The organism is Escherichia sp. MOD1-EC4550, assembly GCF_963876935.1.
GTDB lineage: Bacteria > Pseudomonadota > Gammaproteobacteria > Enterobacterales > Enterobacteriaceae > Escherichia > Escherichia coli_F.
The window spans coordinates 285,386-311,822 of sequence record NZ_CAWNSE010000012.1 but is presented as its reverse complement, the minus strand read 5'-3'; the positions used below and the strand labels follow the sequence as shown (position 1 = coordinate 311,822).

23 protein-coding genes and 1 pseudogene are annotated in these 26,437 nt (G+C 50.0%); 10 read left to right on the top strand and 14 right to left on the bottom strand.

Annotation, left to right across the window (positions count from 1 at the left end; translation table 11 throughout):
• Positions 1-30 precede the first annotated feature (30 nt).
• From potF to rlmC, 6 genes are all read left to right on the top strand, one after another.
• Positions 31-1,143, top strand: coding sequence for a spermidine/putrescine ABC transporter substrate-binding protein PotF (gene potF / locus AACU19_RS08795; RefSeq protein ID WP_000126076.1), 1,113 nt, complete (start codon positions 31-33; stop codon positions 1,141-1,143).
• Positions 1,144-1,237: 94 nt separating this feature from the next.
• Positions 1,238-2,371: a putrescine ABC transporter ATP-binding subunit PotG gene (gene potG / locus AACU19_RS08790; protein ID WP_000995995.1), complete on the top strand. Its 1,134-nt coding sequence runs from the start codon at positions 1,238-1,240 to the stop codon at positions 2,369-2,371.
• A 9-nt stretch (positions 2,372-2,380) separates the two neighbouring features.
• Positions 2,381-3,334 carry a putrescine ABC transporter permease PotH gene (gene potH, locus AACU19_RS08785; protein ID WP_000105436.1) on the top strand — a complete coding sequence of 318 codons (954 nt, stop codon included), beginning with the start codon at positions 2,381-2,383 and terminating at the stop codon, positions 3,332-3,334.
• The gene (potI, locus tag AACU19_RS08780; RefSeq protein ID WP_001061668.1) at positions 3,331-4,176 is read left to right on the top strand and encodes a putrescine ABC transporter permease PotI; all 846 of its coding nucleotides are present in this window, start codon (positions 3,331-3,333) and stop codon (positions 4,174-4,176) included. Before potH ends, potI begins: the two co-directional genes overlap by 4 nt.
• Positions 4,177-4,235: 59 nt before the next feature.
• The gene (locus AACU19_RS08775; protein WP_000389258.1) at positions 4,236-4,724 is read left to right on the top strand and encodes a YbjO family protein; all 489 of its coding nucleotides are present in this window, start codon (positions 4,236-4,238) and stop codon (positions 4,722-4,724) included.
• A 40-nt stretch (positions 4,725-4,764) separates the two neighbouring features.
• Complete coding sequence (rlmC, locus tag AACU19_RS08770) at positions 4,765-5,892, top strand: 23S rRNA (uracil(747)-C(5))-methyltransferase RlmC (RefSeq protein ID WP_001149690.1); 1,128 nt, start codon at positions 4,765-4,767, stop codon at positions 5,890-5,892.
• A 174-nt stretch (positions 5,893-6,066) separates the two neighbouring features.
• Here the strand turns inward: rlmC and artJ are convergent, their stop codons facing one another.
• The 6 genes from artJ to AACU19_RS08740 all read right to left on the bottom strand — a co-directional run bounded on the left by artJ (position 6,067) and on the right by AACU19_RS08740 (position 10,690).
• Entirely contained in the window at positions 6,067-6,798 is a 732-nt protein-coding gene (gene artJ, locus AACU19_RS08765) for an arginine ABC transporter substrate-binding protein ArtJ (RefSeq protein ID WP_001354873.1), read from the bottom strand.
• A 290-nt stretch (positions 6,799-7,088) separates the two neighbouring features.
• Positions 7,089-7,757 (bottom strand): arginine ABC transporter permease ArtM, encoded by a 669-nt coding sequence (artM, locus tag AACU19_RS08760; RefSeq protein WP_000895400.1) that lies wholly within the window; start codon positions 7,755-7,757, stop codon positions 7,089-7,091.
• Positions 7,757-8,473: an arginine ABC transporter permease ArtQ gene (gene artQ, locus AACU19_RS08755; protein WP_039020450.1), complete on the bottom strand. Its 717-nt coding sequence runs from the start codon at positions 8,471-8,473 to the stop codon at positions 7,757-7,759. Before artQ ends, artM begins: the two co-directional genes overlap by 1 nt.
• Before the next feature lie 6 nt (positions 8,474-8,479).
• Positions 8,480-9,211: an arginine ABC transporter substrate-binding protein ArtI gene (gene artI, locus AACU19_RS08750; RefSeq protein ID WP_000756580.1), complete on the bottom strand. Its 732-nt coding sequence runs from the start codon at positions 9,209-9,211 to the stop codon at positions 8,480-8,482.
• A gap of 17 nt (positions 9,212-9,228) precedes the next feature.
• Positions 9,229-9,957: an arginine ABC transporter ATP-binding protein ArtP gene (gene artP, locus AACU19_RS08745; protein ID WP_046081564.1), complete on the bottom strand. Its 729-nt coding sequence runs from the start codon at positions 9,955-9,957 to the stop codon at positions 9,229-9,231.
• A gap of 217 nt (positions 9,958-10,174) precedes the next feature.
• Positions 10,175-10,690, bottom strand: a complete 516-nt coding sequence (locus tag AACU19_RS08740; RefSeq protein WP_001270657.1) for a lipoprotein — start codon at positions 10,688-10,690, stop codon at positions 10,175-10,177.
• Positions 10,691-11,311: 621 nt separating this feature from the next.
• Between AACU19_RS08740 and AACU19_RS08735 the strand changes: the two are divergent.
• The 3 genes and pseudogenes from AACU19_RS08735 (at position 11,312) to amiD (ending at position 14,473) form a co-directional block, all read left to right on the top strand.
• Positions 11,312-13,113: pseudogene (locus AACU19_RS08735) on the top strand (pentapeptide repeat-containing protein).
• 209 nt (positions 13,114-13,322) lie between these two features.
• A complete protein-coding gene (locus tag AACU19_RS08730) occupies positions 13,323-13,646 on the top strand; it encodes a heavy metal-binding domain-containing protein (RefSeq protein ID WP_001160732.1) in 324 nt (107 codons plus the stop codon).
• Positions 13,643-14,473, top strand: coding sequence for an N-acetylmuramoyl-L-alanine amidase AmiD (gene amiD / locus AACU19_RS08725; protein ID WP_039020451.1), 831 nt, complete (start codon positions 13,643-13,645; stop codon positions 14,471-14,473). Before AACU19_RS08730 ends, amiD begins: the two co-directional genes overlap by 4 nt.
• Here amiD and AACU19_RS08720 read toward each other — a convergent pair.
• The 7 genes from AACU19_RS08720 to lysO form a co-directional block, all read right to left on the bottom strand.
• On the bottom strand, positions 14,470-15,483 hold the full coding sequence (locus AACU19_RS08720; protein ID WP_024256718.1) for an NAD-dependent epimerase/dehydratase family protein: 1,014 nt from the start codon (positions 15,481-15,483) through the stop codon (positions 14,470-14,472). The two genes, amiD and AACU19_RS08720, sit on opposite strands and share 4 nt — an antisense overlap.
• Positions 15,484-15,581: 98 nt before the next feature.
• Positions 15,582-17,012: an SDR family oxidoreductase gene (locus AACU19_RS08715; protein ID WP_105278106.1), complete on the bottom strand. Its 1,431-nt coding sequence runs from the start codon at positions 17,010-17,012 to the stop codon at positions 15,582-15,584.
• A 10-nt stretch (positions 17,013-17,022) separates the two neighbouring features.
• Entirely contained in the window at positions 17,023-18,024 is a 1,002-nt protein-coding gene (gene ltaE / locus AACU19_RS08710) for a low-specificity L-threonine aldolase (RefSeq protein WP_000566406.1), read from the bottom strand.
• A gap of 37 nt (positions 18,025-18,061) precedes the next feature.
• Complete coding sequence (gene poxB, locus AACU19_RS08705; protein ID WP_105278105.1) at positions 18,062-19,780, bottom strand: ubiquinone-dependent pyruvate dehydrogenase; 1,719 nt, start codon at positions 19,778-19,780, stop codon at positions 18,062-18,064.
• Between the two features lie 132 nt (positions 19,781-19,912).
• On the bottom strand, positions 19,913-20,881 hold the full coding sequence (gene hcr / locus AACU19_RS08700) for an NADH oxidoreductase (protein WP_105278104.1): 969 nt from the start codon (positions 20,879-20,881) through the stop codon (positions 19,913-19,915).
• An 11-nt stretch (positions 20,882-20,892) separates the two neighbouring features.
• Positions 20,893-22,545 carry a hydroxylamine reductase gene (gene hcp, locus AACU19_RS08695; protein ID WP_105278103.1) on the bottom strand — a complete coding sequence of 551 codons (1,653 nt, stop codon included), beginning with the start codon at positions 22,543-22,545 and terminating at the stop codon, positions 20,893-20,895.
• A 143-nt stretch (positions 22,546-22,688) separates the two neighbouring features.
• The gene (gene lysO, locus AACU19_RS08690; RefSeq protein WP_000491128.1) at positions 22,689-23,588 is read right to left on the bottom strand and encodes an L-lysine exporter LysO; all 900 of its coding nucleotides are present in this window, start codon (positions 23,586-23,588) and stop codon (positions 22,689-22,691) included.
• Between the two features lie 338 nt (positions 23,589-23,926).
• On the opposite strand from lysO, the gene AACU19_RS08685 reads away from it, so the two are divergent.
• Positions 23,927-24,952: an IS110 family transposase gene (locus tag AACU19_RS08685; RefSeq protein WP_000868863.1), complete on the top strand. Its 1,026-nt coding sequence runs from the start codon at positions 23,927-23,929 to the stop codon at positions 24,950-24,952.
• 465 nt (positions 24,953-25,417) lie between these two features.
• On the opposite strand, the gene aqpZ is transcribed toward AACU19_RS08685, so the two are convergent.
• Complete coding sequence (aqpZ, locus tag AACU19_RS08680) at positions 25,418-26,113, bottom strand: aquaporin Z (RefSeq protein WP_001354877.1); 696 nt, start codon at positions 26,111-26,113, stop codon at positions 25,418-25,420.
• Positions 26,114-26,437 lie beyond the last annotated feature (324 nt).

Below are 26,437 nucleotides of genomic sequence, written 5' to 3'. Positions count from 1 at the left end.
TTGTTAACGAACTTTCAGAAGGAAAGAGATATGACCGCCTTAAATAAAAAATGGCTATCGGGTCTGGTTGCGGGTGCTCTGATGGCCGTCTCTGTCGGCACGCTCGCGGCTGAACAAAAAACACTCCACATTTATAACTGGTCTGATTATATCGCCCCGGACACGGTGGCCAATTTTGAAAAAGAAACCGGTATTAAAGTCGTCTACGATGTTTTCGACTCTAACGAAGTACTGGAAGGCAAATTAATGGCAGGGAGCACCGGCTTTGACCTGGTGGTTCCATCTGCCAGCTTTCTGGAGCGCCAGTTGACTGCGGGAGTTTTCCAGCCGCTGGATAAAAGCAAATTGCCGGAGTGGAAGAATCTCGACCCGGAACTGCTGAAGTTGGTCGCCAAACACGATCCCGACAATAAATTTGCTATGCCCTATATGTGGGCGACGACCGGGATTGGTTATAACGTCGATAAAGTTAAAGCGGTGCTGGGCGAAAACGCGCCCGTCGATAGCTGGGACTTGATCCTCAAACCTGAAAATCTGGAAAAACTGAAAAGCTGCGGCGTCTCTTTCCTTGATGCACCGGAAGAAGTGTTTGCTACCGTGCTGAATTATCTCGGTAAAGATCCCAACAGCACTAAAGCAGATGATTACACCGGACCGGCAACCGATCTGCTGTTAAAGTTGCGCCCGAACATTCGTTATTTCCATTCATCTCAATACATTAACGACCTGGCAAACGGCGATATCTGCGTCGCTATTGGCTGGGCGGGCGATGTCTGGCAGGCGTCAAACCGCGCGAAGGAAGCAAAGAATGGCGTGAATGTCTCGTTCTCGATTCCGAAAGAAGGGGCGATGGCATTCTTTGATGTATTTGCCATGCCTGCGGATGCCAAAAATAAAGACGAAGCTTATCAGTTCCTGAATTACCTGCTGCGTCCGGATGTCGTAGCGCATATCTCTGACCATGTGTTCTATGCCAACGCGAACAAAGAAGCTACGTCGCTGGTAAGCGCGGAAGTGCGTGATAACCCCGGTATTTACCCGCCTGCGGATGTCCGTGCGAAGCTGTTCACTCTGAAAGTGCAGGATCCGAAAATCGACCGTGTGCGCACCCGCGCGTGGACCAAAGTGAAGAGCGGAAAATAATCCGCAGCCGTAGATGCCGGACGGGCGCACCACACCCGCCGGCAATTCGCACCATCAGGGTGCGCTTGCACACATTCAATGCCGGAGAGCAGCCGTGAATGACGCTATCCCTCGCCCCCAGGCGAAAACCCGTAAGGCGCTGACGCCGCTATTAGAAATCCGTAATCTGACTAAATCTTACGATGGTCAGCATGCGGTCGATGATGTCAGCCTGACCATCTATAAAGGCGAAATCTTCGCGCTGCTGGGCGCATCCGGCTGTGGCAAGTCCACGCTACTGCGTATGCTGGCAGGTTTCGAACAACCTTCTGCCGGGCAGATTATGCTTGATGGCGTCGATTTGTCACAGGTGCCGCCTTATCTGCGTCCCATCAATATGATGTTTCAATCTTACGCGCTGTTTCCGCATATGACCGTGGAGCAGAACATCGCCTTTGGCCTGAAACAGGACAAACTGCCGAAAGCAGAAATTGCCAGCCGGGTCAACGAGATGCTCGACCTGGTACATATGCAGGAGTTCGCCAAACGCAAACCGCACCAGCTTTCCGGCGGTCAGCGACAGCGTGTGGCGCTGGCCCGAAGCCTCGCCAAACGTCCGAAACTATTACTGCTCGACGAGCCGATGGGCGCGCTGGATAAAAAACTGCGTGACCGGATGCAGCTTGAAGTGGTGGATATTCTGGAGCGCGTTGGTGTGACTTGTGTGATGGTCACCCACGATCAGGAAGAGGCGATGACCATGGCGGGGCGTATTGCCATTATGAATCGTGGGAAATTTGTCCAGATTGGCGAGCCGGAAGAGATCTACGAGCATCCGACCACCCGCTATAGCGCTGAATTTATCGGTTCGGTAAACGTCTTTGAAGGTGTACTCAAAGAGCGTCAGGAAGATGGTCTGGTGCTTTATTCGCCGGGGCTGGTGCATCCACTGAAAGTTGATGTAGATGCTTCGGTGGTCGATAACGTGCCGGTGCATGTGGCGCTGCGTCCGGAAAAAATCATGCTCTGCGAGGAGCCGCCCGCCAATGGTTGTAACTTCGCGGTAGGGGAGGTGATGCACATTGCCTATCTCGGCGATCTTTCGGTCTATCACGTTCGTCTAAAAAGCGGGCAGATGATTAGCGCCCAGCTACAAAACGCCCATCGTTATCGCAAAGGGTTACCGACCTGGGGCGACGAAGTGCGTTTGTGCTGGGAAGTGGACAGTTGTGTGGTGCTGACGGTTTAAGGAGCAAAGATGAGTACACTTGAACCTGCTGCCCAGTCGAAACCGCCGGGCGGATTTAAGCTGTGGTTGTCGCAGCTGCAAATGAAGCATGGGAGAAAACTGGTCATTGCGTTGCCGTATATCTGGTTGATCTTACTGTTTCTGCTGCCATTTCTGATCGTCTTTAAAATAAGTCTGGCGGAGATGGCGCGCGCTATTCCACCTTATACCGAACTGATGGAGTGGGCTGACGGGCAACTTTCCATCACCCTCAATCTTGGTAATTTCCTGCAACTGACTGACGATCCGCTCTATTTCGATGCATATCTCCAGTCGTTACAGGTGGCGGCGATTTCGACAATTTGTTGTTTACTGATCGGCTATCCGCTGGCGTGGGCGGTGGCGCACAGTAAGCCTTCGACCCGCAATATCTTATTGCTGCTGGTGATCCTGCCGTCGTGGACCTCGTTTCTGATCCGCGTCTATGCCTGGATGGGAATATTAAAAAATAACGGCGTGCTGAATAACTTTCTGCTATGGCTGGGAGTTATCGACCAGCCGCTGACCATTCTGCATACAAACCTGGCTGTTTATATCGGCATTGTTTATGCCTATGTACCGTTTATGGTGCTGCCGATTTATACCGCGTTGATTCGTATTGATTATTCGCTGGTGGAAGCGGCACTGGATCTCGGTGCACGACCGCTGAAAACGTTCTTTACTGTGATCGTGCCGCTGACCAAAGGCGGGATTATTGCCGGATCGATGCTGGTGTTTATCCCGGCTGTGGGCGAGTTTGTGATCCCTGAACTGCTCGGTGGCCCGGACAGCATCATGATCGGGCGCGTGCTGTGGCAGGAGTTTTTCAATAACCGCGACTGGCCGGTGGCCTCGGCGGTAGCGATCATCATGTTGTTGCTGTTAATTGTGCCGATAATGTGGTTCCACAAGCATCAGCAAAAAAGCGTGGGAGAACACGGATGAATAATTTACCGGTGGTTCGTTCGCCCTGGCGAATTGTGATTTTGCTGTTGGGCTTCACCTTTCTCTACGCGCCAATGCTGATGCTGGTGATCTATTCATTCAACAGCTCGAAGCTGGTGACGGTGTGGGCCGGCTGGTCAACGCGCTGGTATGGCGAATTATTGCGCGATGACGCGATGATGAGTGCGGTTGGTTTAAGCCTGACAATAGCTGCCTGTGCGGCAACGGCGGCGGCGATCCTCGGGACGATTGCGGCAGTGGTACTGGTACGCTTTGGTCGGTTTCGCGGATCAAATGGCTTTGCCTTTATGATCACTGCGCCATTGGTAATGCCGGATGTGATCACGGGCTTGTCGCTGTTGTTGTTATTCGTCGCACTTGCACATGCCATCGGCTGGCCTGCGGAGCGAGGCATGCTCACCATCTGGCTGGCGCATGTCACTTTCTGTACGGCTTATGTGGCAGTCGTTATTTCGTCGCGTCTGCGGGAGCTGGACCGTTCCATTGAAGAAGCAGCGATGGATCTCGGTGCGACGCCGCTGAAAGTGTTTTTCGTCATTACGCTACCGATGATCATGCCCGCGATCATTTCTGGCTGGTTACTGGCTTTTACTTTGTCGCTTGATGATCTGGTTATCGCCAGCTTTGTTTCCGGGCCGGGAGCCACCACGTTACCGATGCTGGTCTTTTCCAGCGTGCGGATGGGGGTGAATCCGGAAATCAACGCCCTGGCAACATTGATCCTCGGTGCGGTCGGAATTGTCGGATTTATCGCCTGGTATCTGATGGCGCGCGCAGAAAAACAGCGGATACGCGACATCCAGCGTGCAAGACGTGGCTGAAGACACTAAAATTTGCCAACCTGGCTACATAATGCCGCGCATGTCGCGGCATTGTTTTCATGGAAGACGAAACGTTGGGATTTTTTAAGAAAACATCTTCATCTCATGCTCGCCTGAATGTGCCTGCGCTGGTGCAGGTGGCGGCGCTCGCCATTATTATGATCCGTGGCCTCGACGTGCTGATGATTTTCAATACGCTGGGCGTGCGCGGTATTGGCGAGTTCATTCATCGCAGCGTACAAACCTGGAGTTTAACACTGGTCTTTTTAAGCAGCCTGGTGCTGGTTTTCATTGAGATCTGGTGTGCGTTTTCACTGGTGAAAGGGCGTCGCTGGGCGCGCTGGCTGTATCTGTTGACACAAATCACGGCCGCCAGTTATTTGTGGGCGGCTTCGCTGGGGTATGGTTATCCGGAGCTGTTCAGCATTCCCGGTGAATCAAAACGTGAAATCTTCCATAGCCTGATGCTGCAGAAGTTGCCGGATATGCTCATCCTGTTGCTACTGTTCGTTCCCTCGACCAGTCGGCGGTTCTTCCAGTTGCAATAATGTGTATAATCGTCGCCCCTGATGATGTGAAGGTCAATGTATGCAGTGCGCACTTTACGACGCGGGTCGCTGTCGTTCCTGTCAGTGGATAACGCAGCTGATTCCAGAGCAACTCTCCGCTAAAACCGCCGATCTTAAAAATCTGCTCGCCGACTTTTCGGTTGAGGAATGGTGCGAGCCGGTGTCAGGCCCGGAGCAAGGGTTTCGTAATAAAGCCAAAATGGTGGTGAGTGGTAGCGTTGAAAAACCACTGCTCGGTATGCTGCATCGCGACGGCACACCAGAAGACCTTTGCGATTGTCCGCTTTATCCCTCCTCATTTGCGCCCGTTTTTGCGGCGTTAAAACCGTTTATCGCCCGTGCGGGGTTAACACCCTACAACGTGGCGCGTAAGCGTGGCGAACTGAAATACATTCTGCTGACTGAAAGCCAAAGTGATGGCGGCATGATGCTGCGCTTTGTACTGCGTTCTGACACTAAGCTGGCACAACTGCGTAAGGCGCTGCCGTGGTTACAGGCACAACTGCCGCAGCTGAAAGTTATTACCGTCAATATTCAGCCGGTACATATGGCGATTATGGAAGGGGAGACGGAGATTTATCTGAGCGAACAACAGGCGCTGGCTGAGCGTTTTAACGATGTGCCGCTGTGGATCCGTCCACAAAGTTTCTTCCAGACTAATCCGGTGGTCGCCAGCCAGCTGTACGCTACTGCGCGCGACTGGGTACGACAGTTGCCGGTTAAACATATGTGGGATCTGTTCTGTGGCGTGGGCGGCTTTGGTTTACACTGCGCGACGCCTGACATGCAGTTAACCGGGATCGAAATTGCGCCAGAGGCCATTGCCTGTGCGAAGCAGTCAGCCGCTGAACTGGGCTTAACGCGTTTGCAATTTCAGGCGCTGGATTCCACTCAGTTTGCCACCGCTCAGGGGGAGGTGCCGGAGCTGGTGCTGGTTAACCCGCCGCGCCGCGGCATTGGTAAACCGCTGTGTGATTATCTTTCAACGATGGCACCGCGTTTTATCATCTACTCCAGCTGTAACGCCCAAACGATGGCCAAAGATATCCGCGAACTGTCAGGTTATCGTATTGAACGGGTACAGCTTTTTGATATGTTCCCGCACACCGCGCACTATGAAGTGCTGACACTGTTGGTGAAGCAATAAAAAAGCCGCAGGTGCGGCTTCAGATTGCTGATAAGGTGCGCGTTGTTCATGTCGGATGCGGCGTGAGCGCCTTGTTCGGCCTACAAAATCGTGCTAAATCAATGCATTGCAGGGTAAATGTAGGCCTGATAAGCGTAGCGCATCAGGCAATCTTACTTTTGTCATCAGTCCCGATTACTGCGGGAACCACTGGTCATTGATTTTCTGATACGTACCATCTGCTTTAATCGCTGCCAGTGCGTTATTCAGTTTTTCCAGCAGGGCTTTATTATCCGGACGTACAGCGATGCCCAGACCGGTGCCGAAGTACTGCGGGTCGGTCACTTTCTCAGTAGCAACGCCCAGTTGCGGATTGGTTTTCAGCCATTCGTTTACCACCGCTGTGTCACCAAATACCCCATCAATACGACCATTTTTCAGGTCGATAAAGGCATTTTGATAACTGTCATAGGATACAGTTTTTACTTCCGGGTGTTGATCCTGAATATATTTCTGGTGCGTTGTACCGTTTTCCATCCCAATGCGTTTGCCTTTCAGGTCGGCAAACGTTTTGTAGGTATCTTTTTTGGCAATCACAACAGCTGAGTTTTCGTAGTAGGGCGTGGTAAATGATACCTGCTTGCTACGTTCCGGCGTGATATCCATACCGGAGATAACGGCGTCATATTTTCTGAATTTCAGTGACGGGATGAGGCTGTCGAAAGCGTGATTGGTAAAAGTACATTCTGCCTGCATCTGTTTGCATAACGCTTTTGCCAGGTCGATATCAAAGCCGACAATCTCATTATTAGCACCTATAGATTCAAAGGGAGGATAGGTCGCTGATACGCCGAAATTGATTTTCTCTGCGGCAGAAGCGCCGAATGCACAGGATGAAAGTAAAGCGGCAAGAACTAACTTTTTCATGATGGAACTCCCGTCTGTCAATCTTATGATTTTTGGCCGTGTCTGCGGCATGAGATAACAATGCCATTAAGTGAATTTATATGCAATAAATATGATTAAATAATTCGTAATGAATAAAAAAAGACGGACAACTTAGTGGGTTGCCCGTCTTTATTATATTAATCTATGCACTATGTAGGCCGGATAAGGCGTACACGCCGCATCCGGCATAGGCACCGTGCTGGTGTCTGATGCGACGCTGGCGCGTCTTATCAGACCTACAAATCATCCGGCATCAGCATGCAGCCATGTCAATTCCGTCGCTCGAACGCCAGCGCTTTGCGCTCGATCAAACGCATCATCAGTGTCAGCAGGCCGTTGACGACCAGGTAAATAATCCCCGCCGCACCGAACACCATGACATCGTAAGTGCGCCCGTACAACAACTGGCTGTATCCCATCACTTCCATCAGCGTAATGGTGTAAGCCAGAGAGGTACTTTTGAACACCAGCACCACTTCGTTGGAATAAGAAGAGAGTGAGCGTTTAAAGGCATACGGCAGCAGGATCGCCAGCGTATCTTTTTTGCTCATCCCCAGGGCACTACAGGATTGCCACTGGCCTTCCGGGATCGCACGAATTGCACCGTAAAACAGCTGCGTAGTATACGCGGCACTGTTCAGTGACAATGCAATCAGCGCGCATAACCACGGTTCTGATAACAGATGCCACAGTGCCGGATATTCCTGTAACGTCGGGAACTGGCCCGGCCCGTAGTAAATCAGAAAGATCTGCACCAGCAGCGGCGTACCGGTAAACAGCGTGATATAGCCCCGCACCAGCCACACCAGTACCGGCGTTTTCAGCGTCAGGATGATGGTAAAAATCAACGCCAGAATTAGCGCCACAATCAGCGAGGCAATCGTCAGCGTCAGGCTGGTATGTAGCCCTTTCATTAGTTCGGGTAAATACTCAAGCATCAGCCAGGCCTCCGCTCAAAACGTGTCGCGCGCAGGTCAATGCGTTTGAGAATGTACTGACTCAACAGGGTAATCACCAGATAGATCGCTGCTGCCACAATGTACCAGGTAAACGGCTCCTGAGTACGAGTGGCAATGCTTTTAGTTTGCAGCATTAAATCATTCACACTTATCAAACTGACCAGCGCGGTATCTTTCAGCAGTACCAGCCACTGGTTACCGAGACCAGGCAGCGCATGACGCCACATCTGCGGCATCACCAGGCGGAAAAAGATAGCCGATTTCGACAGCCCCAGCGCCTGACCGGATTCCCACTGGCCCACCGGCACCGCTTTCAGTGCGCCACGCAGGGTTTGCGAGGCATAGGCGGCATACAGTAGCGACAGGGCGATAACCCCACACAGGAACGGGCTAACGTCGAAGTTCTCAATGTCCATCTGCACCGGGATCTGTACGATCCCAAGATTGATGGTGAAGCCATCCGAAAGCGTCAGCAGTAACTGCGAGGAGCCAAAATAGATAAACAGCACCACCAGAATTTCTGGCAGACCGCGCAGAATCGTCACCAGTGCTGAACCTACCCACGCGACAGGACGCCATTTTGCTGACTCCCACACCGCAAAGAACATCGCCAGCGCCAGTCCGACAATCAATGCACAAACGGCAAGGCCGACGGTCATCCCGGCGGCGCTTGCTAAAGGAAAAAATTCATTCATCAGGTATTACTTCTGGAACCATTTGTTGTAGATGGTTTCGTAAGTGCCATCTTTCTTCACTTTTTCCAGCGCAGTGTTGAATTTCTGCTGCAGTTCAGTGTTGCCCTGACGTACCGCGATGCCGAGGCCAGTACCGAAGTAATCTTTATCGGTCACTTTGTCGCCGACAGCCGCCAGTTTCGGGTTATCTTTCAGCCATTCGGTTACCACTGCGGTGTCACCAAAAACGCCGTCGATACGACCGTTTTGCAGATCGAGTTTCGCGTTCTGGTAGCTATCATAAGGAACCGTGGTGATTTCCGGATGTTTATCCATAATGAATTTCTGGTGCGTCGTCCCGTTCTGAACGCCGACTTTTTTGCCTTTCAGCTGATCAACGCTGGTGTATTTACCTTGTTGACCCACAAACAGGGCAGAGTTGTCATAGTACGGCGTGGTAAACAGCACCTGCTTTTCACGCTCCGGGGTGATATCCATCCCAGCCATCACTGCGTCTACGCGACGGAATTTCAGGCTTGGGATCAGGCTGTCAAACGCCTGGTTAGAGAAAGTGCAGGTCGCATCAATCTCTTTACACAATGCCTGCGCCAGGTCGACGTCAAAACCAACGATCTGGTTGTTTGCATCCATTGATTCAAACGGAGGATAGGAGGCTTCGGTGGCAAAACGAATAGTTTCGGCAGCTGTGGCGGAAAGACTAAAACCTGCAATTAACGCGGCAATCAGAACTTTTTTCATTGTTGTTATCCCGAATCTTAGTGAGAGAGATAGTTTTTAAATGCTTCGGTTTGCGGCTCGGTAAAGCAGCGCGCGTCGCCTTGTTCTACGATGTGACCATTTTCCATATACACCACACGACTGGCGGTTTTACGCGCCACTTCTACTTCGTGGGTGACGATCACCTGGGTAATATTCGTTTCTGCCAGTTCACGAATGATGCTGACGATTTGCGCCGTAATTTCCGGGTCCAGTGCGGCAGTTGGTTCATCGAACAGCAGCACCTGCGGTTCCATCATCAGCGCACGCGCGATAGCAACACGCTGCTGCTGACCACCAGAAAGATGCAGCGGATAACGATCGCTATAAGGTTTTAGACGCAAACGCTCCAGCAGTTTTTCTGCACGGGACAGCGCCTGATCTTTACTCAACCCCAGTACACGACAGGGCGCTTCAATCAGGTTTTGCTGCACGGTGAGGTGCGGCCACAGGTTGTATTGTTGAAACACCATACCGACGTTACGACGCAGATCGCGAATCGCTTTGTCTGAGGGCGTTTTGGTGAAATCGAAATGGTTGCCTGCAATGTTGAGCGTACCGGAGCGCGGCATCTCAAGCAGATTGAGTACACGCAGCAGCGAGCTTTTACCCGCGCCACTGGGGCCAAGTAACACCAGCGTTTCGCCCTGTGGGCAATCCAGCGTGATATCGAACAGCGCCTGATGCGCGCCGTAAAAGCAATTAATGCCGTTTAATTGAATACTCATTGACACTCGTATACTGGCAGTCTGATAGCTATTGAGGTCGAAGATAGTACCTTTGACAGAATAATTATGCAATATTTCTGCTTTAAAAGTTAAAAGCAAAGCGCATTATTCACTAAACATAGCACAAAATAACGGGGGCGGTGGGCGGCGAGCATAAATGTCGGCATTCCTCGCGAAATGCCGGACAATTTACGGGGGTTATTGGTTGATCAAGGCGTTAGCGATTCTCGATTGACTGACGGAGTGTACCTGCTGTGGCATGAACGCTACCGCCTAAGTAACGCACATCGTCGATGACCCAACACTGGCCTTCCTGAATCATTAACACTTCATCCTGCCAGCCCTGGTCACCCTGTTTGAGATCCACGCGCAAAGGAATGTTACGGGCATCACGATTAGGGATAGTAGATGCACTGGCAACGTGGGCGCTGTCTGGCAAGGTGGTTCGACTGGAGAACGGATCGCTGCTTAACAATTCACGATGACTATTATCGCGGCTGGCATCGCTAAGTAGGGTTGCCAGTTTGTCACTCAAATAGGGGCGCAGAGCGGTAATGTCATTGCTGCGATGTTGAATGCGGTAGTCATAGAATTGTTGAGCCACGCTGTCAGGTCCACCCTGGACACAGGAACCGGTGCGGGGGCCGTTATCTTTATAAGCTGGCGTGACGGTGGTACAGGCACTCAGCAGCAGTGCACATGGAATAAGTAGAGATAGTGAACGGTAGCGCATAATCATTTCCTTATTGGCTTGCTTTCTGCGTCACACTATGACCAAAAACAATCAGATTATTTAATACATTGTTTTTTATACAATTCTGAAACAATCTGAAGACCCGATTAGGCTTAAGTCCATTGCTGGCTCCCCATTCAAGGTTGATCGTAGCTGACTTACTTAAATTACCCAAACAATAGACAGTGTAAACCATTTGTGAGGCTGAGCGTGTTATAAGACTGAAATGATCATTTAAGGTAAATATGATAGTTCTGAAACGCTGGTATAAATCCTGCTGTAGAAGTCAAGAGCATCTGCAGGAAGCCAGTTGCACATTTATAACGCATGATAGATGACCAAGATTCTTTTCTATGATTGACAAAATTTTAACATATGATGATAGGCCCTAAGATTAAGATGATTGCAAAAATCACAATGTATGTTTGAAATGAGCGAAATTTGATAGTCCCAACTTTAACTTTCGATAATATTATTTTTGTTACGGTTGTGAGTGAAGAATATAATCTTATTTAGCTAATGGATTTGAGTTAAGAATAATATAATTTTTTTAATGCGCCATTAATTAATATGAATATAGAATGTGTTGTGACTTTATGTTTATAAAGCACAGGGAGTACAGTGGGTTATCGTTTTTTTTGGGTGATTTTTATATGATAAATAATGTCTCTGAACAATCGTCATCATTTCTAAGCACACAACCGAATCAAAGTGATAATCTCATGGCCTCGCTGAGGGAATTTTTTACCATATTAAAATCCAGTCATAAGGATGAGTTATCTACATGGGACACCATCTACTTGAATCTAGTATTAGCAATAAATGCTGATAGTGAAACTATTAAAAATGATATGTCGCTCGGTAACATTATTTATTCAGCAAATAATTATTTTAATTCTTTTTTTAGTAGTGCTTTCGAAACTGGTACTAAAACATACCTTGGTACATCACAAAACAATGAAGTTGAAATAAAAATTGGCAATGAAAGAATCACCATTGGGGTGCGAAATAAAGTCAGCGGAAAAATGGAAAGACAAGAATTTCTTTTTCCTCTGCATTACGAAAATAAACTGCAATGTGAATTGGAGAAGAATTTTACTATTGATTCTTATCCATTGTTATATAGGTATACCCTTGGTTGTAAGATCGCGAATGCGATCTTTGAAAAAGTATACAATCGAATTGTATTTAATAAGGAACAATATATAACAATTATAAAAGACGCATTTATTCATTTCTATGATTATAGCAGGCGATATACAATGAGTGAGGATATCGACAAAGAGTCCGTTATAAATACCATTGCATTGATGAGCGCCTTTTGTAACAGTGATAATACATCAGGTGAAATTTTCAGTGATGATATTGCTCTTGAAGACTCACCTGAACCTGACCTAAATGTAGAACATACAATAACACTTGGTTTTGCTAATGACGATCTTAAGTTTAATCCAATTACTTATTCGGAAGTATTAACACGATTTTACTCCTTTCAAAATATTGTATTGAATCTGTGTCCGGAAATGCATTCATCGCATTACAACGATATTTGTAGTGTAAGTGTGGATATGACAAAAGGCAAGCAATGCATGATTCACTTGATGGTCAATGAAGAGGTTTTCATGTCTCTTCCAACCCCTATCACAACTATGGCACGTGAACATGATAGTAATTTAGTCAATCTAAAAACGCTACTCAATGATGGTTGTTTTATTAAATATAGTCATTTTGATGCTGTGGGTTTAATGAAGAAAAACTTAAATCATCTGTATTTATCACATTCTCTTGTAAATGAAAGTATATTGAAGGGATGTTGTTTTGAGAACGGCAGTTTAGGTGATGTTAAGATAACAAATAGTAATTTAACGAAAAACGTATTCAGTAACTTTACGTTTAGAGCGACTAAAATTAATAATGTAAATGCTCATTCTTCAAAATTTGTCCATTGCCATTTTTACAGTGTTGATATGATAAGAGTTAATCTCTATAAATGTCTTTTTCATGAGTGTAGTATGCATGATGTCAAGATAAAACCATGGTTACCAGTAAAATGGACAAAAGAATTAATAAATGATTATTTGTATGGTTGTTTACTATCACTGTACTCTATCTGTGTAAGGGATATATTTAATATGACCGTTGGGAATAACGTAAAGGTTGCAGCGGATGCTTTCATTGAAATCCTTTACTCTCTAAAGAATAAATATTGTATTAAGCTATTAAGCGCTCAGGATCGGGCATTTATTTACGAATTTGCAAAAATGATCTTTGCTTATATTAATGATAGAAGTCTTGAGGTTACATTACTTTCATGTTTTGCGGAGACCGATCAAACAAGAATTCAGAGGTATATTCCTCAGCCTCAAGATGCGGAAAAATTTTGGAATAATTTACAATATAAGGTGACTCTTCCCATTCATTAATGTTGCAGGTACAACATAATATAGCAGGTCAGCGCTATCCCATAATGAAACCAATATCGGGTTAGGAGACGGGTAATCGTAAAGGCATATGCGCTTGTTTTTGACACAATGAGATGATTTCCTAAACTGATCAAAACCTTCTTCCCAACATGGCATATCAGCCCGATAATGCTTTGAGATCGAAGGATTAGCAAACAAGGAGATCGATCATGCAATTTTCTACAACCCCAACTCTGGAAGGCCAGACCATCGTTGAATATTGCGGTGTGGTGACAGGCGAAGCGATTTTAGGTGCCAATATTTTCCGTGATTTCTTTGCCGGTATCCGCGATATCGTTGGCGGACGCTCCGGGGCTTATGAAAAAGAATTGCGTAAAGCGCGGGAGATTGCCTTTGAGGAACTTGGTGAGCAGGCGCGGGCGTTGGGGGCTGATGCCGTAGTCGGTATTGATATCGACTACGAAACGGTCGGGCAAAATGGCAGTATGCTGATGGTTAGCGTCAGCGGAACGGCGGTGAAAACGCGTCGATGAGAAGAGTCTTCTGGTTGGTCGCCGCTGCTTTGTTACTTGCAGGGTGTGCAGGCGAAAAAGGCATTGTTGAGAAAGAGGGATATCAGCTTGATACCCGACGCCAGGCGCAGGCGGCGTATCCGCGCATTAAAGTGCTGGTGATCCACTACACCGCAGATGATTTTGATAGCTCGCTGGCGACACTGACCGATAAACAGGTCAGCTCGCATTATCTGGTTCCTGCTGTGCCACCGCGATACAACGGTAAACCGCGCATCTGGCAACTGGTGCCGGAACAGGAACTGGCCTGGCATGCGGGGATTAGCGCCTGGCGCGGGGCAACACGCCTTAACGACACCTCTATTGGCATTGAGCTGGAAAACCGAGGCTGGCAAAAATCATCCGGAGTGAAATATTTTGCCCCGTTTGAACAGGCACAGATTCAGGCGCTTATTCCGCTGGCGAAAGATATTATTGCCCGTTATCACATCAAGCCGGAAAACGTAGTGGCGCATGCGGATATTGCGCCGCAGCGCAAAGACGATCCGGGGCCGTTATTCCCCTGGCAGCAACTGGCGCAGCAGGGGATTGGTGCCTGGCCAGATGCGCAGCGGGTGAACTTTTACCTTGCCGGGCGTGCGCCGCACACGCCAGTAGATACTGCGCCATTGCTGGAACTGTTGGCGCGCTATGGTTATGACGTAAAACCTGATATGACACCGCGCGAGCAGCGGCGCGTGATTATGGCGTTCCAGATGCATTTCCGCCCGACGTTATACAACGGCGAAGCGGATGCAGAAACTCAGGCGATTGCCGAAGCGTTGCTGGAGAAATACGGGCAGGATTAGCGCGGCAGTTTTCCGTGGTCGCGCAGCCAGGCAGCAGTTTTCTCAATGCCTTCATCCAGAGTGATGACTGGCTGATAGCCTAATTCTTCCTGTGCACGCGTCATATCCAGCGTAAAGTCAAAATTCAACTTAGAGACGCCGTAGTGGGTCAGCGGCGGCTCTTTTGCTGACTTGCGACCTAAACGCTCCATGCTGCGGGCGATCATGTCCAGCATCGGGTAAGGCACCGAGCGAATACGGCAATCAATATTCAACTCGTCGATCAGTTTTTGCACGATGCTGCGTAGAGTGCGATGCTCGCCGTTGGTAATGTTATATGCTCGCCCGGAAGGCAGCTTATCGCAGGCTTCCTGACTTGCCAGCCACATGGCGTGCACGGCATTTTCATAGTACGTCATATCGACCAGCGCACTGCCGCCGTGTGGTAACAGAATGCTGCCGTAGTGGTGCATCATATGCGCCAGACGGGGAATAAAGACTTTATCGTGCGGCCCGAACAGACTTTGTGGGCGTAAAATAGTAAAGCGTGTTTGTGGATTCGCCTGCGAAAGCATATTGATCACTTCTTCGCTGGCCGCCTTGCTGCGGGCAAACTCGTTAGCGAAGCGGTGAGGGCGAAAATCTTCTTTAATATCGCGATGGTGGTGATAATCGAAGTACAGGGAGGGGGAAGAGATATGAATAAAGTTACGTACTCCCCAGGCGACAGCCCATTCACCCAGACGGCGAGTGGCGCGAACGTTAGCCAGATCGAAAGCCTGTTGTGTCCCCCACGGAGAGGTAAAGCTGGAGCAGTGCCACAACGTATCAATGCCTGCGAGCATCACTTTAGCTTGTGATGAGACCAGCTCGGTCAGATCCGCCGGAACAAACTCTGCGCCCATTTTTTCCAGCAATTTACCCATTGCCTCGTTGCGACCGGTCGCACGCACGCTGATGCCTTTCTGGCATAAAAACTCTACCGCGTTTCGACCTAAGCCGCTGGTGGCGCCGGTAACCAGTACCTTCATATCAATCCACTGTTGTTGAGAAAATGACGTGCGCATTCTTCCGTGATTTCCCCCTTGATGCAATGGGAAACGTGAAAGAATAACGCAGGTTTTGTCGATTAATCTGTGCTTTGTTCTGCCAGTCTGGCGATTCGTTTTGCCATTCCGCGAAAAATAAACAGATGCGCGGGGATCATCAGTAACCAGTAAAACAGCCCCGGCATACCGTGCGGATGCCAGAATGCGCGAACATCGATAGTACGATAGTCACCTTTATCTTCCAGGGTAAAACACAGTCGTCCCAGCCCCGGCGCTTTCATGCCAAATAACAGCGTAAGTTGTTTTTCCGGTTCAACGACAATCACTTTCCAGCTATCCACCGCATCTCCGGTCTGCAAATATTCACGCTCCGGGCGGCCTTTCGCCAGCTTATGACCGATCGCGCGGTCCATCAACGCCCGGGTTTGCCACAAAATATTGCCAAAGAAATAACGCTCTTTACCGCCGATTTGATTCACCACCTGCCATAAAGCCGCAAGGCTGGCGGACGTTTTAACGGTAAACCCCGCCTGTTTGGCGAAATAACCGTACTCCGGTCGCCAGCGGGCAAAGGCCTGAGCGTCGTATCCCCAGTCGCTGGAGTTGACCAGTTTTTCTTCTTCTTTCAGGGTGCGACGTACCGCGTCATCGAAAGCGATCAATTGTTGTGGAATGAGTGCACGTAGCGCGGTGTCATCCGCCAGCAGATCATGTTTCAGCCCCTGAATCAACGCTTTGGCGGTGGTTGACGGTACGGAGGTAATCACATTAAGAAACCACACCGAAATCCAGCGGGTGGGAAAGGGGATGGGGATTAACCAGCGGCGCTTACCGCTCACCGTCATAAAATGTTCAAACTGTTGTTGATAACTGAGCACCTCTGGTCCGGCGGCTTCGAAGATGCGGTGTTCGCTGGCCGGATGATCTAACAGCGCCACCAGATAGTGCAGCAAGTTTTCCAGCGCGATGGGCGTGGTGCGTGAACGAACCCAGCGTGGCGGCGTTAACACTGGCAGGTTGTAGACCATATCGCGCATGACTTCGAACGCTGCTGAACCTGCACCAACGATAATTCCGGCGCGCAATTCGGTCACTGGGACACCCGCTTCACGAAGAATATCCGCCGTAGCCTGACGGGCGCGCAGATGGTCCGACTGCTCGTGAGGCGGGGCCTGCAATGAACTGAGAAAGATTAATTGTTTAACCGGTGCTTCGCGCAGCGCATCGCGGACGTTAAGAGCTACCTGGCGTTCCTGAGCGATAAAATCACCGCCTTCGCCCATGCTGTGCACCAGAAAATAGACGGTATTGATATTCTGCAACAGGGCCGGAAGGTTATCCGGCCAGCTGAGATCGACTTTATGGCAACTGACGTTTGCCAGTTGCAGCTTTGCAAGTCTGTCGATGTGACGTGCCGCCGCCAGGATCTGATGCCCTTGTTGGCTAAGCGCGTGCACCAGATGCTGACCAATGTAGCCACTGGCACCGAGAACTAAAATGCGTTGCGGCACGTCTCTCTCCTTAACGCGCCAGGAAAGCGCGCCAGTGGGCTGCGACTTCTGCCAGTTGTTCACGCGAGACATCAAGATGGGTTACCAGGCGGACAATCGGCGAGGCGTTAATCAGTACGTTTCTCGCTTTCATGTATTCGCCTAACGCGGCAGCATTTTCTTGTCCGACGCGAACAAACAGCATATTGGTGTCCTGACGCATCACATCCGCGCCTGCTTCACGCAGTTGCTCCGCCATCCAGGCAGCGTTATCGTGGTCTTCCTGCAAGCGTGCAACGTTATTTTTCAGCGCATACATTCCGGCGGCGGCCAGAATGCCGGATTGACGCATCCCGCCGCCAGTCATTTTCCGCCAGCGGATGGCGCGTTTAATGTAATCACGATTACCGACAAGTAATGAACCGACTGGCGTACCAAGACCTTTCGACAGACAAATGGTGAACGAATCACAATATTGCGTGATCTCTTTCAGTTCGCAGCCGTAAGCCACCACGGCATTAAAGATGCGCGCACCGTCAACATGCAGTGCCAGATTGCGCTCGCGAGTAAATTCCCATGCTTCTTTCAGGTATTCCCGCGGCAGCACTTTTCCATTGTGGGTGTTTTCCAGACTGAGTAATTTGGTGCGGGCGAAATGGATATCGTCGGGTTTGATTTTCATGGCGACTTTATCCAGCGGTAGCGTACCGTCGGCGTCAGCATCGATGGGTTGCGGCTGAATACTGCCCAGCACCGCTGCGCCACCGGCTTCAAAAAGATAGTTATGCGCGGCCTGACCGACAATATACTCTTCGCCGCGTTCGCAGTGACTGAGCAGAGCGACCAGGTTGGCCTGAGTGCCGGTAGGCAGAAAAATGGCGGCTTCTTTCCCGGAAAGCTCTGCCGCATAGTCCTGCAGAGCATTAACGGTAGGGTCGTCTCCGTAAACGTCGTCCCCAACCGGGGCGGCCATCATTGCTTCGAGCATGGCGCGGCTCGGTCGGGTAACGGTATCACTGCGTAAATCAATCATGGCATGTCCTTATTTATGACAGGAAATGCCACCCTTTTTACCTTAGCCAGTTCGTTTTCGCTAGTTCGATCACTTCGTCACCGCGTCCGCTGATGATTGCGCGCAACATATACAGGCTAAATCCTTTGGCCTGTTCGAGTTTGATCTGCGGCGGAATGGCTAACTCTTCTTTCGCGACTACCACATCCACCAGCACCGGGCCGTCGATGGAAAAGGCGCGTTGCAAGGCTTCATCGACTTCAGCGGCTTTTTCTACGCGGATGCCCGTAATACCGCACGCTTCAGCGATACGGGCAAAGTTGGTGTCGTGCAGTTCGGTGCCGTCTGTCAGGTAGCCTCCGGCTTTCATCTCCATCGCTACAAAGCCCAGCACGCTGTTGTTAAAGACGATAATTTTCACTGGCAGCTTCATTTGTACCACTGAGAGAAAATCGCCCATCAACATACTGAAACCACCATCACCGCACATGGCGACCACCTGACGTTCTGGCTCTGTCGCCTGAGCACCCAGCGCCTGCGGCATGGCGTTGGCCATTGAACCGTGGTTAAACGAACCTAACAGGCGGCGCTTGCCGTTCATTTTCAGATAACGCGCCGCCCATACCGTTGGTGTGCCGACATCACAGGTGAAAATGGCGTCATCGGCAGCAAAATGGCTAATTTGCTGCGCCAGATATTGCGGGTGAATGGCTTTCTCACTCAGTTTAGCTAAATCGTCCAGCCCTTTGCGGGCATCGCGGTAATCTTCCAGCGCTTTATCCAGAAATTTGCGATCGGTTTTTTCTTCCACTAAAGGCAGCAATGCACGCAGAGTCGATTTGATATCACCGACCAGTGCCATATCCACCTTACTGTGTGCGCCGATGCTGGCCGGGTTGATATCAATCTGAATAATTTTGGCATCGGTCGGGTAGAACGCACGGTAGGGGAATTGGGTGCCGAGCAGCACTAACGTGTCGGCGTTCATCATGGTATGAAAACCTGACGAGAAGCCGATTAATCCCGTCATTCCGACATCATACGGATTATCGTATTCGACATGTTCTTTACCGCGCAGGGCATGAACAATAGGCGCTTTAATTTTTCCGGCAAACTCGACGAGCTCTTTATGCGCCTCCGCGCAGCCGCTACCGCACATCAGGGCGATATTGCTTGAGTAACGCAGCAGTTGCGCCAGTTTGCGTAACTCTTCTTCTTCAGGTGTGACAACGGGTAAGGGGGCGTGATACCAGTGGGTAGTTGCCCCTTCCGGTGCAGGTTTTAGCGCCACGTCGCCCGGTAAAACGACAACCGAAACGCCACGGTTTAGCACCGCTTTACGCATAGCAATCGCCAGCACTTGTGGGATCTGCTCCGGGCTGGAAACCAGCTCGCAATAATGGCTACATTCACGGAATAACTCTTGCGGGTGGGTTTCCTGGAAATAGCCGCTGCCAATTTCGCTGGAAGGGATATGAGCGGCAATTGCCAGTACCGGAACGTGATTACGGTGACAATCGAACAAACCGTTGATTAAGTGCAGGTTGCCAGGTCCGCATGATCCGGCGCAGACCGCCAGTTCCCCGCTAAGTTGGGCTTCAGCGCCAGCGGCAAAGGCCGCCACTTCTTCATGACGGGTGGACATCCACTCTATGGTGCCCATGCGATTAAGACTGTCGCTAAGACCGTTCAGAGAGTCGCCCGTGACTCCCCAAATGCGTTTTACCCCTGCTGATTCGAGTGTTTTGGCGATATAAGCTGCAACCGTTTGTTTCATGGTTCTCCATCTCCTGAATGTGATAACGGTAACAAGTTTAGTTCATCTGACGGAGGGGGAAGAGATGGGAGAAAAATGAGGCACTAACGGTTAAACTGCCCGATGACAGGTATATCATCGGGCATAATACGATTATGCGAGAACCAAATCCCCCTGCGGATGGCAGGAGCAGGCCAGTACATAACCTTCTGCGATTTCGGCGTCGGTCAGCGTCATCGTGCTGCTCACCGTATATTCACCGGAAACTACTTTCGTCTTACAGCAGCCGCAAACACCTGCACGGCAGGCGGCGACAACCGGAACTTTGTTGCTTTCCAAAGCCTCCAGCAGTGTGGTGCCAACAGGTGCGTAAAATTCTTGCGCCGGTTGCAGTTTGGTGAATTTCAGACCGCTGGTTGCTGCTTCCGCCACTGGCGTAAAGAACTTCTCTTTAAAGAAACGCTTCACGCCGAGCGCTTTCACTTCCTGTTCTACCCAATCCATATACGGAGCCGGGCCACAGGTCATTACAGTACGCGAGGCTAAATCAGGAACGCGGGCCAGCAGTTCGCGAGTCAGGCGTCCGGCAACGAATCCCTCGGTAACATTATTTTCCGCCACCAGTGTCACCGGGTAATTACGCCACTCATCCGCGAAAATGACATCCTGCGGCGTACGCACGTTGTAGATCACCTGCACATCAGCCTGCGGACGGTTTTTCGCCAGCCAGCGACGCATCGACATAATCGGCGTGACGCCGCAGCCGGCCGCCAGCAACAGGAATTTATCGTCTGCTTTATCGTCGCAGGTAAATTCCCCCATCGCGTCCGAAAGCCAGAGGTAGTCACCGCGTTTTACATCGCGGGTCAGCCACTGGGAACCGACACCGTCATCAATCCGCCGCACGGTCAGAGTGATGTATTCACTCACGCCTGGCGTGGAGGAAATGGTGTAAGCACGCAGCGTTTCCGCTGAGTTTCGCACGCTGACCAGTGCATATTGCCCGGCGCGATATGGGTAGTAATCGTGGCAAATCAGGGAAATCGTCCACACATCCGGCGTTTCTTGCGCAATATGATGAACCTGCATCCGCCACGGGCATTGATTGGTTGGCATCGTCATCGACAAACTCCTTACGCGCTCAACAGTTGCTTCATGTCTTCTTCAACAGTGGTGATAGAACGCAGGCCGAATTTCTCGTTCAGCACCGCCAGCAGGTCTGGCGTCAGGAAGCCAGGTGCAGTCGGGCCGGTAACGATATTTTTCACGCCCAGAGAAAGCAGCGTCAGCAGAATAACAATCGCTTTTTGTTCGAACCAGGAGAGTACCAGCGACAACGGCAGATCGTTGACACCGCAGCCCAGTTTTTCTGCCAAAGTGACAGCCAGAATAATCGCTGAGTAAGCATCGTTACATTGACCAGCATCTACCAGACGCGGCAGACCTTCGATATCGCCGAACTCAAGTTTGTTAAAGCGATATTTACCGCAGGCGAGAGTCAGGATCAGGCAGTCATCTGGCACGCTGGTGGCGAAATCGGTGAAGTAGTGGCGCTCGCCGCGTGCGCCGTCACAGCCACCGAGCAGGAAGATATGACGCAGTTTTTCACGGCTTACCAGATCAATCAGCGTATCGGCTGCGCCAAGCAGCGTCTGACGACCAAAGCCCACGGTGATCAGGTGCGGAATTTCGCTGTACGGGAAGCCCGCCATTTGTTGTGCCTGGGCAATAACTGCTGAGAAATCATCACCATCCAGATGACGCACACCCGGCCAGCCAACGATGCTGCGGGTCCAGATACGATCGTCATAAGCCCCTACGGTTGGATCGATGATACAGTTCGAGGTCATCACGATGGGGCCAGGGAAACGAGCGAACTCTACTTGCTGATTCTGCCAGCCGCTGCCGTAGTTACCGACCAGATGCTTGAATTTACGCAGCTCCGGGTAGCCGTGGGCAGGCAGCATTTCGCCGTGAGTGTAGACATTAACGCCCGTGCCTTCGGTCTGTTCCAGCAAGTTGTAGAGATCTTTGAGATCGTGACCGGAAATCAGAATGCATTTACCCGCCGTTGCTTTGACGTTGACCTGAGTTGGCGTCGGGTGACCGTATTTACCGGTTTCGCCTGCGTCCAGAATGCTCATCACTTTGAAGTTCATCTGGCCGATTTCCATGGAGCACTCGAGAAGTGCGTTCATATCGGCAGGCCAGGTACCCAGCCATGCCATGATTTTATGGTACTGGGCGTAAATATCGTTGTCATATTGACCGAGAACGTGCGCGTGTTCCATATAGGCGGCAGCACCTTTCAGGCCATAAAGGCAGAGCAGACGCAGGCCGAGAATGTTTTCGCCAATCGCCGCTTTATCTTTATTGGGAGTAAATTCCGCCGCCTGACGTTGCAGCTCGCCGAGATCGTCACTCACCAGTTGCAGGTCAGCCATCGGGTTATCGACGTGGGCGTTGGCATCTACAACCAGGCACTGTGCTTTCAGCGCCTCACGCAGGGCAATTGCTTCACGGGCGTAGCCGACAATACGCGGAGAATCGAAGTTAACGTTGGTCAGGGTTGAGAAAAATGCGCGCGGCGCGAAGCTGTCAACGTCATGGTTGATGATGCCGTATTCACGCGCTTTTACCGCCCAGGCTGAAAGCCCTTGCAGCGCCGCGATGAGTAAATCCTGAAGGTCAGAGGTTTCCGCCGTTTTACCACACATCCCCTGCGCGTATGAGCAGCCGTTTCCTGCCGGAGTACGGATAGTTTGTTCACATTGCACACAAAACATGATCACACCCTTTAAAGTTATATTTAATATACATGTTTAAGATTAAGACGCTTAACACGGGGATAAAAGGGATTTTTCATGCAACTTTAAGGGAGATTGATTTAGCGCAATTTTGGCGGCAGGGATCTACCGCCAGAGAGGTATTACGCGGAGAAAAAGGCGATGAGGATAGGTACTAACAGGCTGAGAATAAAACCGTGAACAATCGCCGCCGGGACCATATCCAGCCCGCCAGTACGTTGAAGAACGGGCAGGGTGAAATCCATCGAGGTTGCACCGCATAAGCCCAGTGCAGTCGAGCGGCTACGGCGAATCAGCCCAGGGATCAACATAATAGCAATCAGCTCACGGGCCAAATCATTAAAAAACGCCGCGCTCCCGATTACCGGACCAAAAGATTCGGTCAATAAAATACCGGAAAGAGAATACCAGCCGAAACCGGAAGCCATTGCCAGCGCGGTATTGATGGGAAGATCAAGAATAAAGGCGTTAATTAAACCACCAATTAAAGAACTGGCCACCACCACCACAGCGACAATCATTCCCCGGCGATTAAGGACAATCTGCTTTAAGGTCATGCCATTATTGCGCAACTGAATACCGACGAGGAAAAGTAGCAGAATTAACGTGTATTCGCTGGCTTCCGTAGCGTGTTGTAAGAAACCTAATCCGCTAAGGCCAATAGCAAAGCCAATCACCACCACACCGCAGAGCTTGAGGGACTCCAGCGCCATCGCAATACGTGACGGGAGTTTTTCTTGCTGATGGTGGTTGCGCCACGGTAGGCCTCGCTCCAGCCACATCAGGGCGGCAATATTACACAGTAAAATAACGGTAATACTGACGGCGGAATAATGCAGAATCGCCAACAGGTTACTGGCGAGGTTATCGAGAAACGCCAGACTGATACCCATAAAAAAGAGAATAAGGTAAACCATCCAGCTTAATAGCTGATTAATAACCTTTAATGCAGCTTTTTGGCGAAGCGGAATGAGGTAACCCACAATCAGGGGAACCAGAATGATTAACAGCCCAGAAAACATGAAAACCCAGTCCTTGCAAAGAAGATTCGAAATGCGCGATGACACACTACTGAAAGCAGAAGGACGAGTAAAGTTGCAATTAAAAGGAAATGTTATGCATAAGGATCGGTAGGGTATTCATTTTCATTTAAAGATATTCTTGCGCTTTAATTACAAACCGCACCGGTGTTGGTGGCGTCAAAATCGCCGAGGCGTTCCCTGAAGGCCGGGGCAGCCCACATGGATGTGGGCTGAGGGCGCGTTTTACCGGGATAATGAGATGGACGCTCCAGATTTTACGGTATCAAAGTACCAGACTGGATCGTTGCAATACGTCCTGAAAAATTAGGAGCGTCCACATGAAAGTATCAACTCTTGGTATCGACCTGGCAAAGAACGTTTTTCAGCTTCATGGTGTCGATCATGAAGGCCATACTATTTTGCGTAAAAAGCTCACCCGGGCTAAGTTTGTTCAGTTTGTGATTCAACTGGAACCTTGTCTGATTGGCATGGAAGCCTGCTCATCCAGTCATTATTTTGCGCGATTATTCACCCGCTATGGTCATGAGGTAAAACTCATACCTCCGCAGTATGTGAAGCCTTATGTGAAAACGAACAAGACGGATGCAGCAGATGCTGAAGCAATCTGCGAAGCGGTAACCCGCCCGAATATGCGTTTTGTTCAGATAAAAACCGAAGAGCAGCAGGCCGTTTTAGCGTTACACACTGAACGGGGAATACTTATCCGTGAGCGGATTGCCTGTGCCAATAGTTTAAGAGCCACACTTGCTGAGTTTGGTATTACGATTGCGGCCGGACAAAGCCATTTAACACGTGAGCTGCCAGCCATTCTGGAGGATGGCGAAAATGGTTTATCTCCCTTTGTCAGAACCAGCATCTACAGACAGTCTAAACATATCCGGGAACTTGAAGAACAAGTTAAACAGGTAGAAGAAGCTCTGGCCTCCTGGTATAGAACGCAGGAAGCCTGCCAGAGAATGGCCAAGATCCCGGGGGTTGGCATGCTAACGGCCACTTATGTGGTAGCAGCAGTGGGTAATGCCCGACAATTCAGTACCGCAAAGCAGTTCGCTTCATGGCTGGGGCTGACACCAAAGGAACATTCCAGCGGCGGGAAACAGCAACTTGGAGGGATCAGCAAACGTGGAGATGGATATTTCCGATACCTGCTGGTTCACGGCGCACGCGCACTTACCGCCTGGGTCAACCGAAACGGTGCGGTTGAGGAGAATTCCTGGCTTCAGGGACTCCTTGAGCGGAAGCACTACAATGTAGCTGTTGTCGCCATGGCGGCAAAAACAGCGAGGATCATGTGGTCAATGTTGTCACACAATACTGAATATCAACCTCGGCAGCTCGCCTGACACAAGGTCAGTCAATCTGACGAGGTGCTGAAAAAAAGTTAACGTCCTGGTAGGTGCAGGTGACTTCAGAAGATGGCAAAACAGGTAAGACCGCAGGCAGGATACACCGAGAGGTAACAAGGGCAAGTTAGCCCGTAGAGGATGATTGGTACCTGCCTGGCGGATTTCATCATGGTTCGGGATAAAAATCCCATCAGAAACCGGATATATGGCTGCACCTACCCGTTTTATTACATAACTGAAGAATGCATTGCATTCCGGGAGCGTCCATATATGTTACCTCGCGCCCGTACCCGATAGCCGAAAGGAATAAGATGAGGGGACCGCGCTAGCGGCGATTGGCCGCCCCCTGCGCGCTCCCTGCGCCAGTGACTATATGTGGCTTAACACATCAAGGAGCGCAACAGGAAGATGAATCAATATATTTAAAAAAGGCCTGACATTGCGCCAGGCCTTCTGCGTTAATTAATTACGTTTTTCCAGCAGAGTCCGGTAAATCAGACCACCGATAATACCGCCGATAATTGGCACTACCCAGAAGAACCACAGTTGTTCTAACGCCCAGCCGCCCTGGAAGATGGCAACCGCAGTACTGCGCGCCGGGTTAACGGAAGTGTTAGTCACCGGAATACTGATTAAGTGAATCAGCGTTAATGCCAGACCAATGGCAATTGGTGCAAAACCCGCCGGAGCGAATTTGTCGGTTGCGCCGTGGATCACCAGCAAGAAACCTGCACTCAATACCAGTTCAACTACCAGCGCGGAAAGCATGGAATAACCGCCTGGTGAATGCTCGCCATAACCGTTAGAAGCAAAACCGCTGGCTGCCGCGTCAAATCCCGTTTTACCACTGGCAATTAAATACAGCAGCGCCGCTGCAACAATACCGCCGACAACCTGGGCAATTACGTAGCCAACGACTTCTTTTGCCGGAAAACGTCCGCCAGCCCATAAGCCAATAGTGACCGCCGGGTTAAAATGACCACCAGAAATATGACCAACAGCGAAGGCCATCGTCAGAACGGTTAAACCGAATGCCAGCGCTACGCCGGTAAAACCAATGCCTAATTCCGGGAAGCCTGCGGCCAGTACGGCACTACCACAGCCACCAAAAACAAGCCAGAAAGTACCAAAACATTCAGCTGCTAATTTTCTGAACATATCCACCTCAATTAAAAATTGACCCTGTGAAAAATATGGTCGTTTTATAGGGGCGTCGTAAAAAAGTGACGACGGAAATAATGCGCGGCTATTTTAAAAACGAAGGCGAGTCATTCACCAGATAAATAAATCCAGTAAATTTGATTTAGGGCAACAGCGGGTTGCCCCATATAGTCATTTGTCTGATTGACAGTGTAGTGCAAGCAAAAGATTTAATCCTTTAGGCGTAATAAAAAATAATTTATCATGCTAATTATTTGATTTTGTTGTTTTTGCAGACTTATCAGCAAGAGGGAGTATAACGCGATTATTCGCTCATTTTTC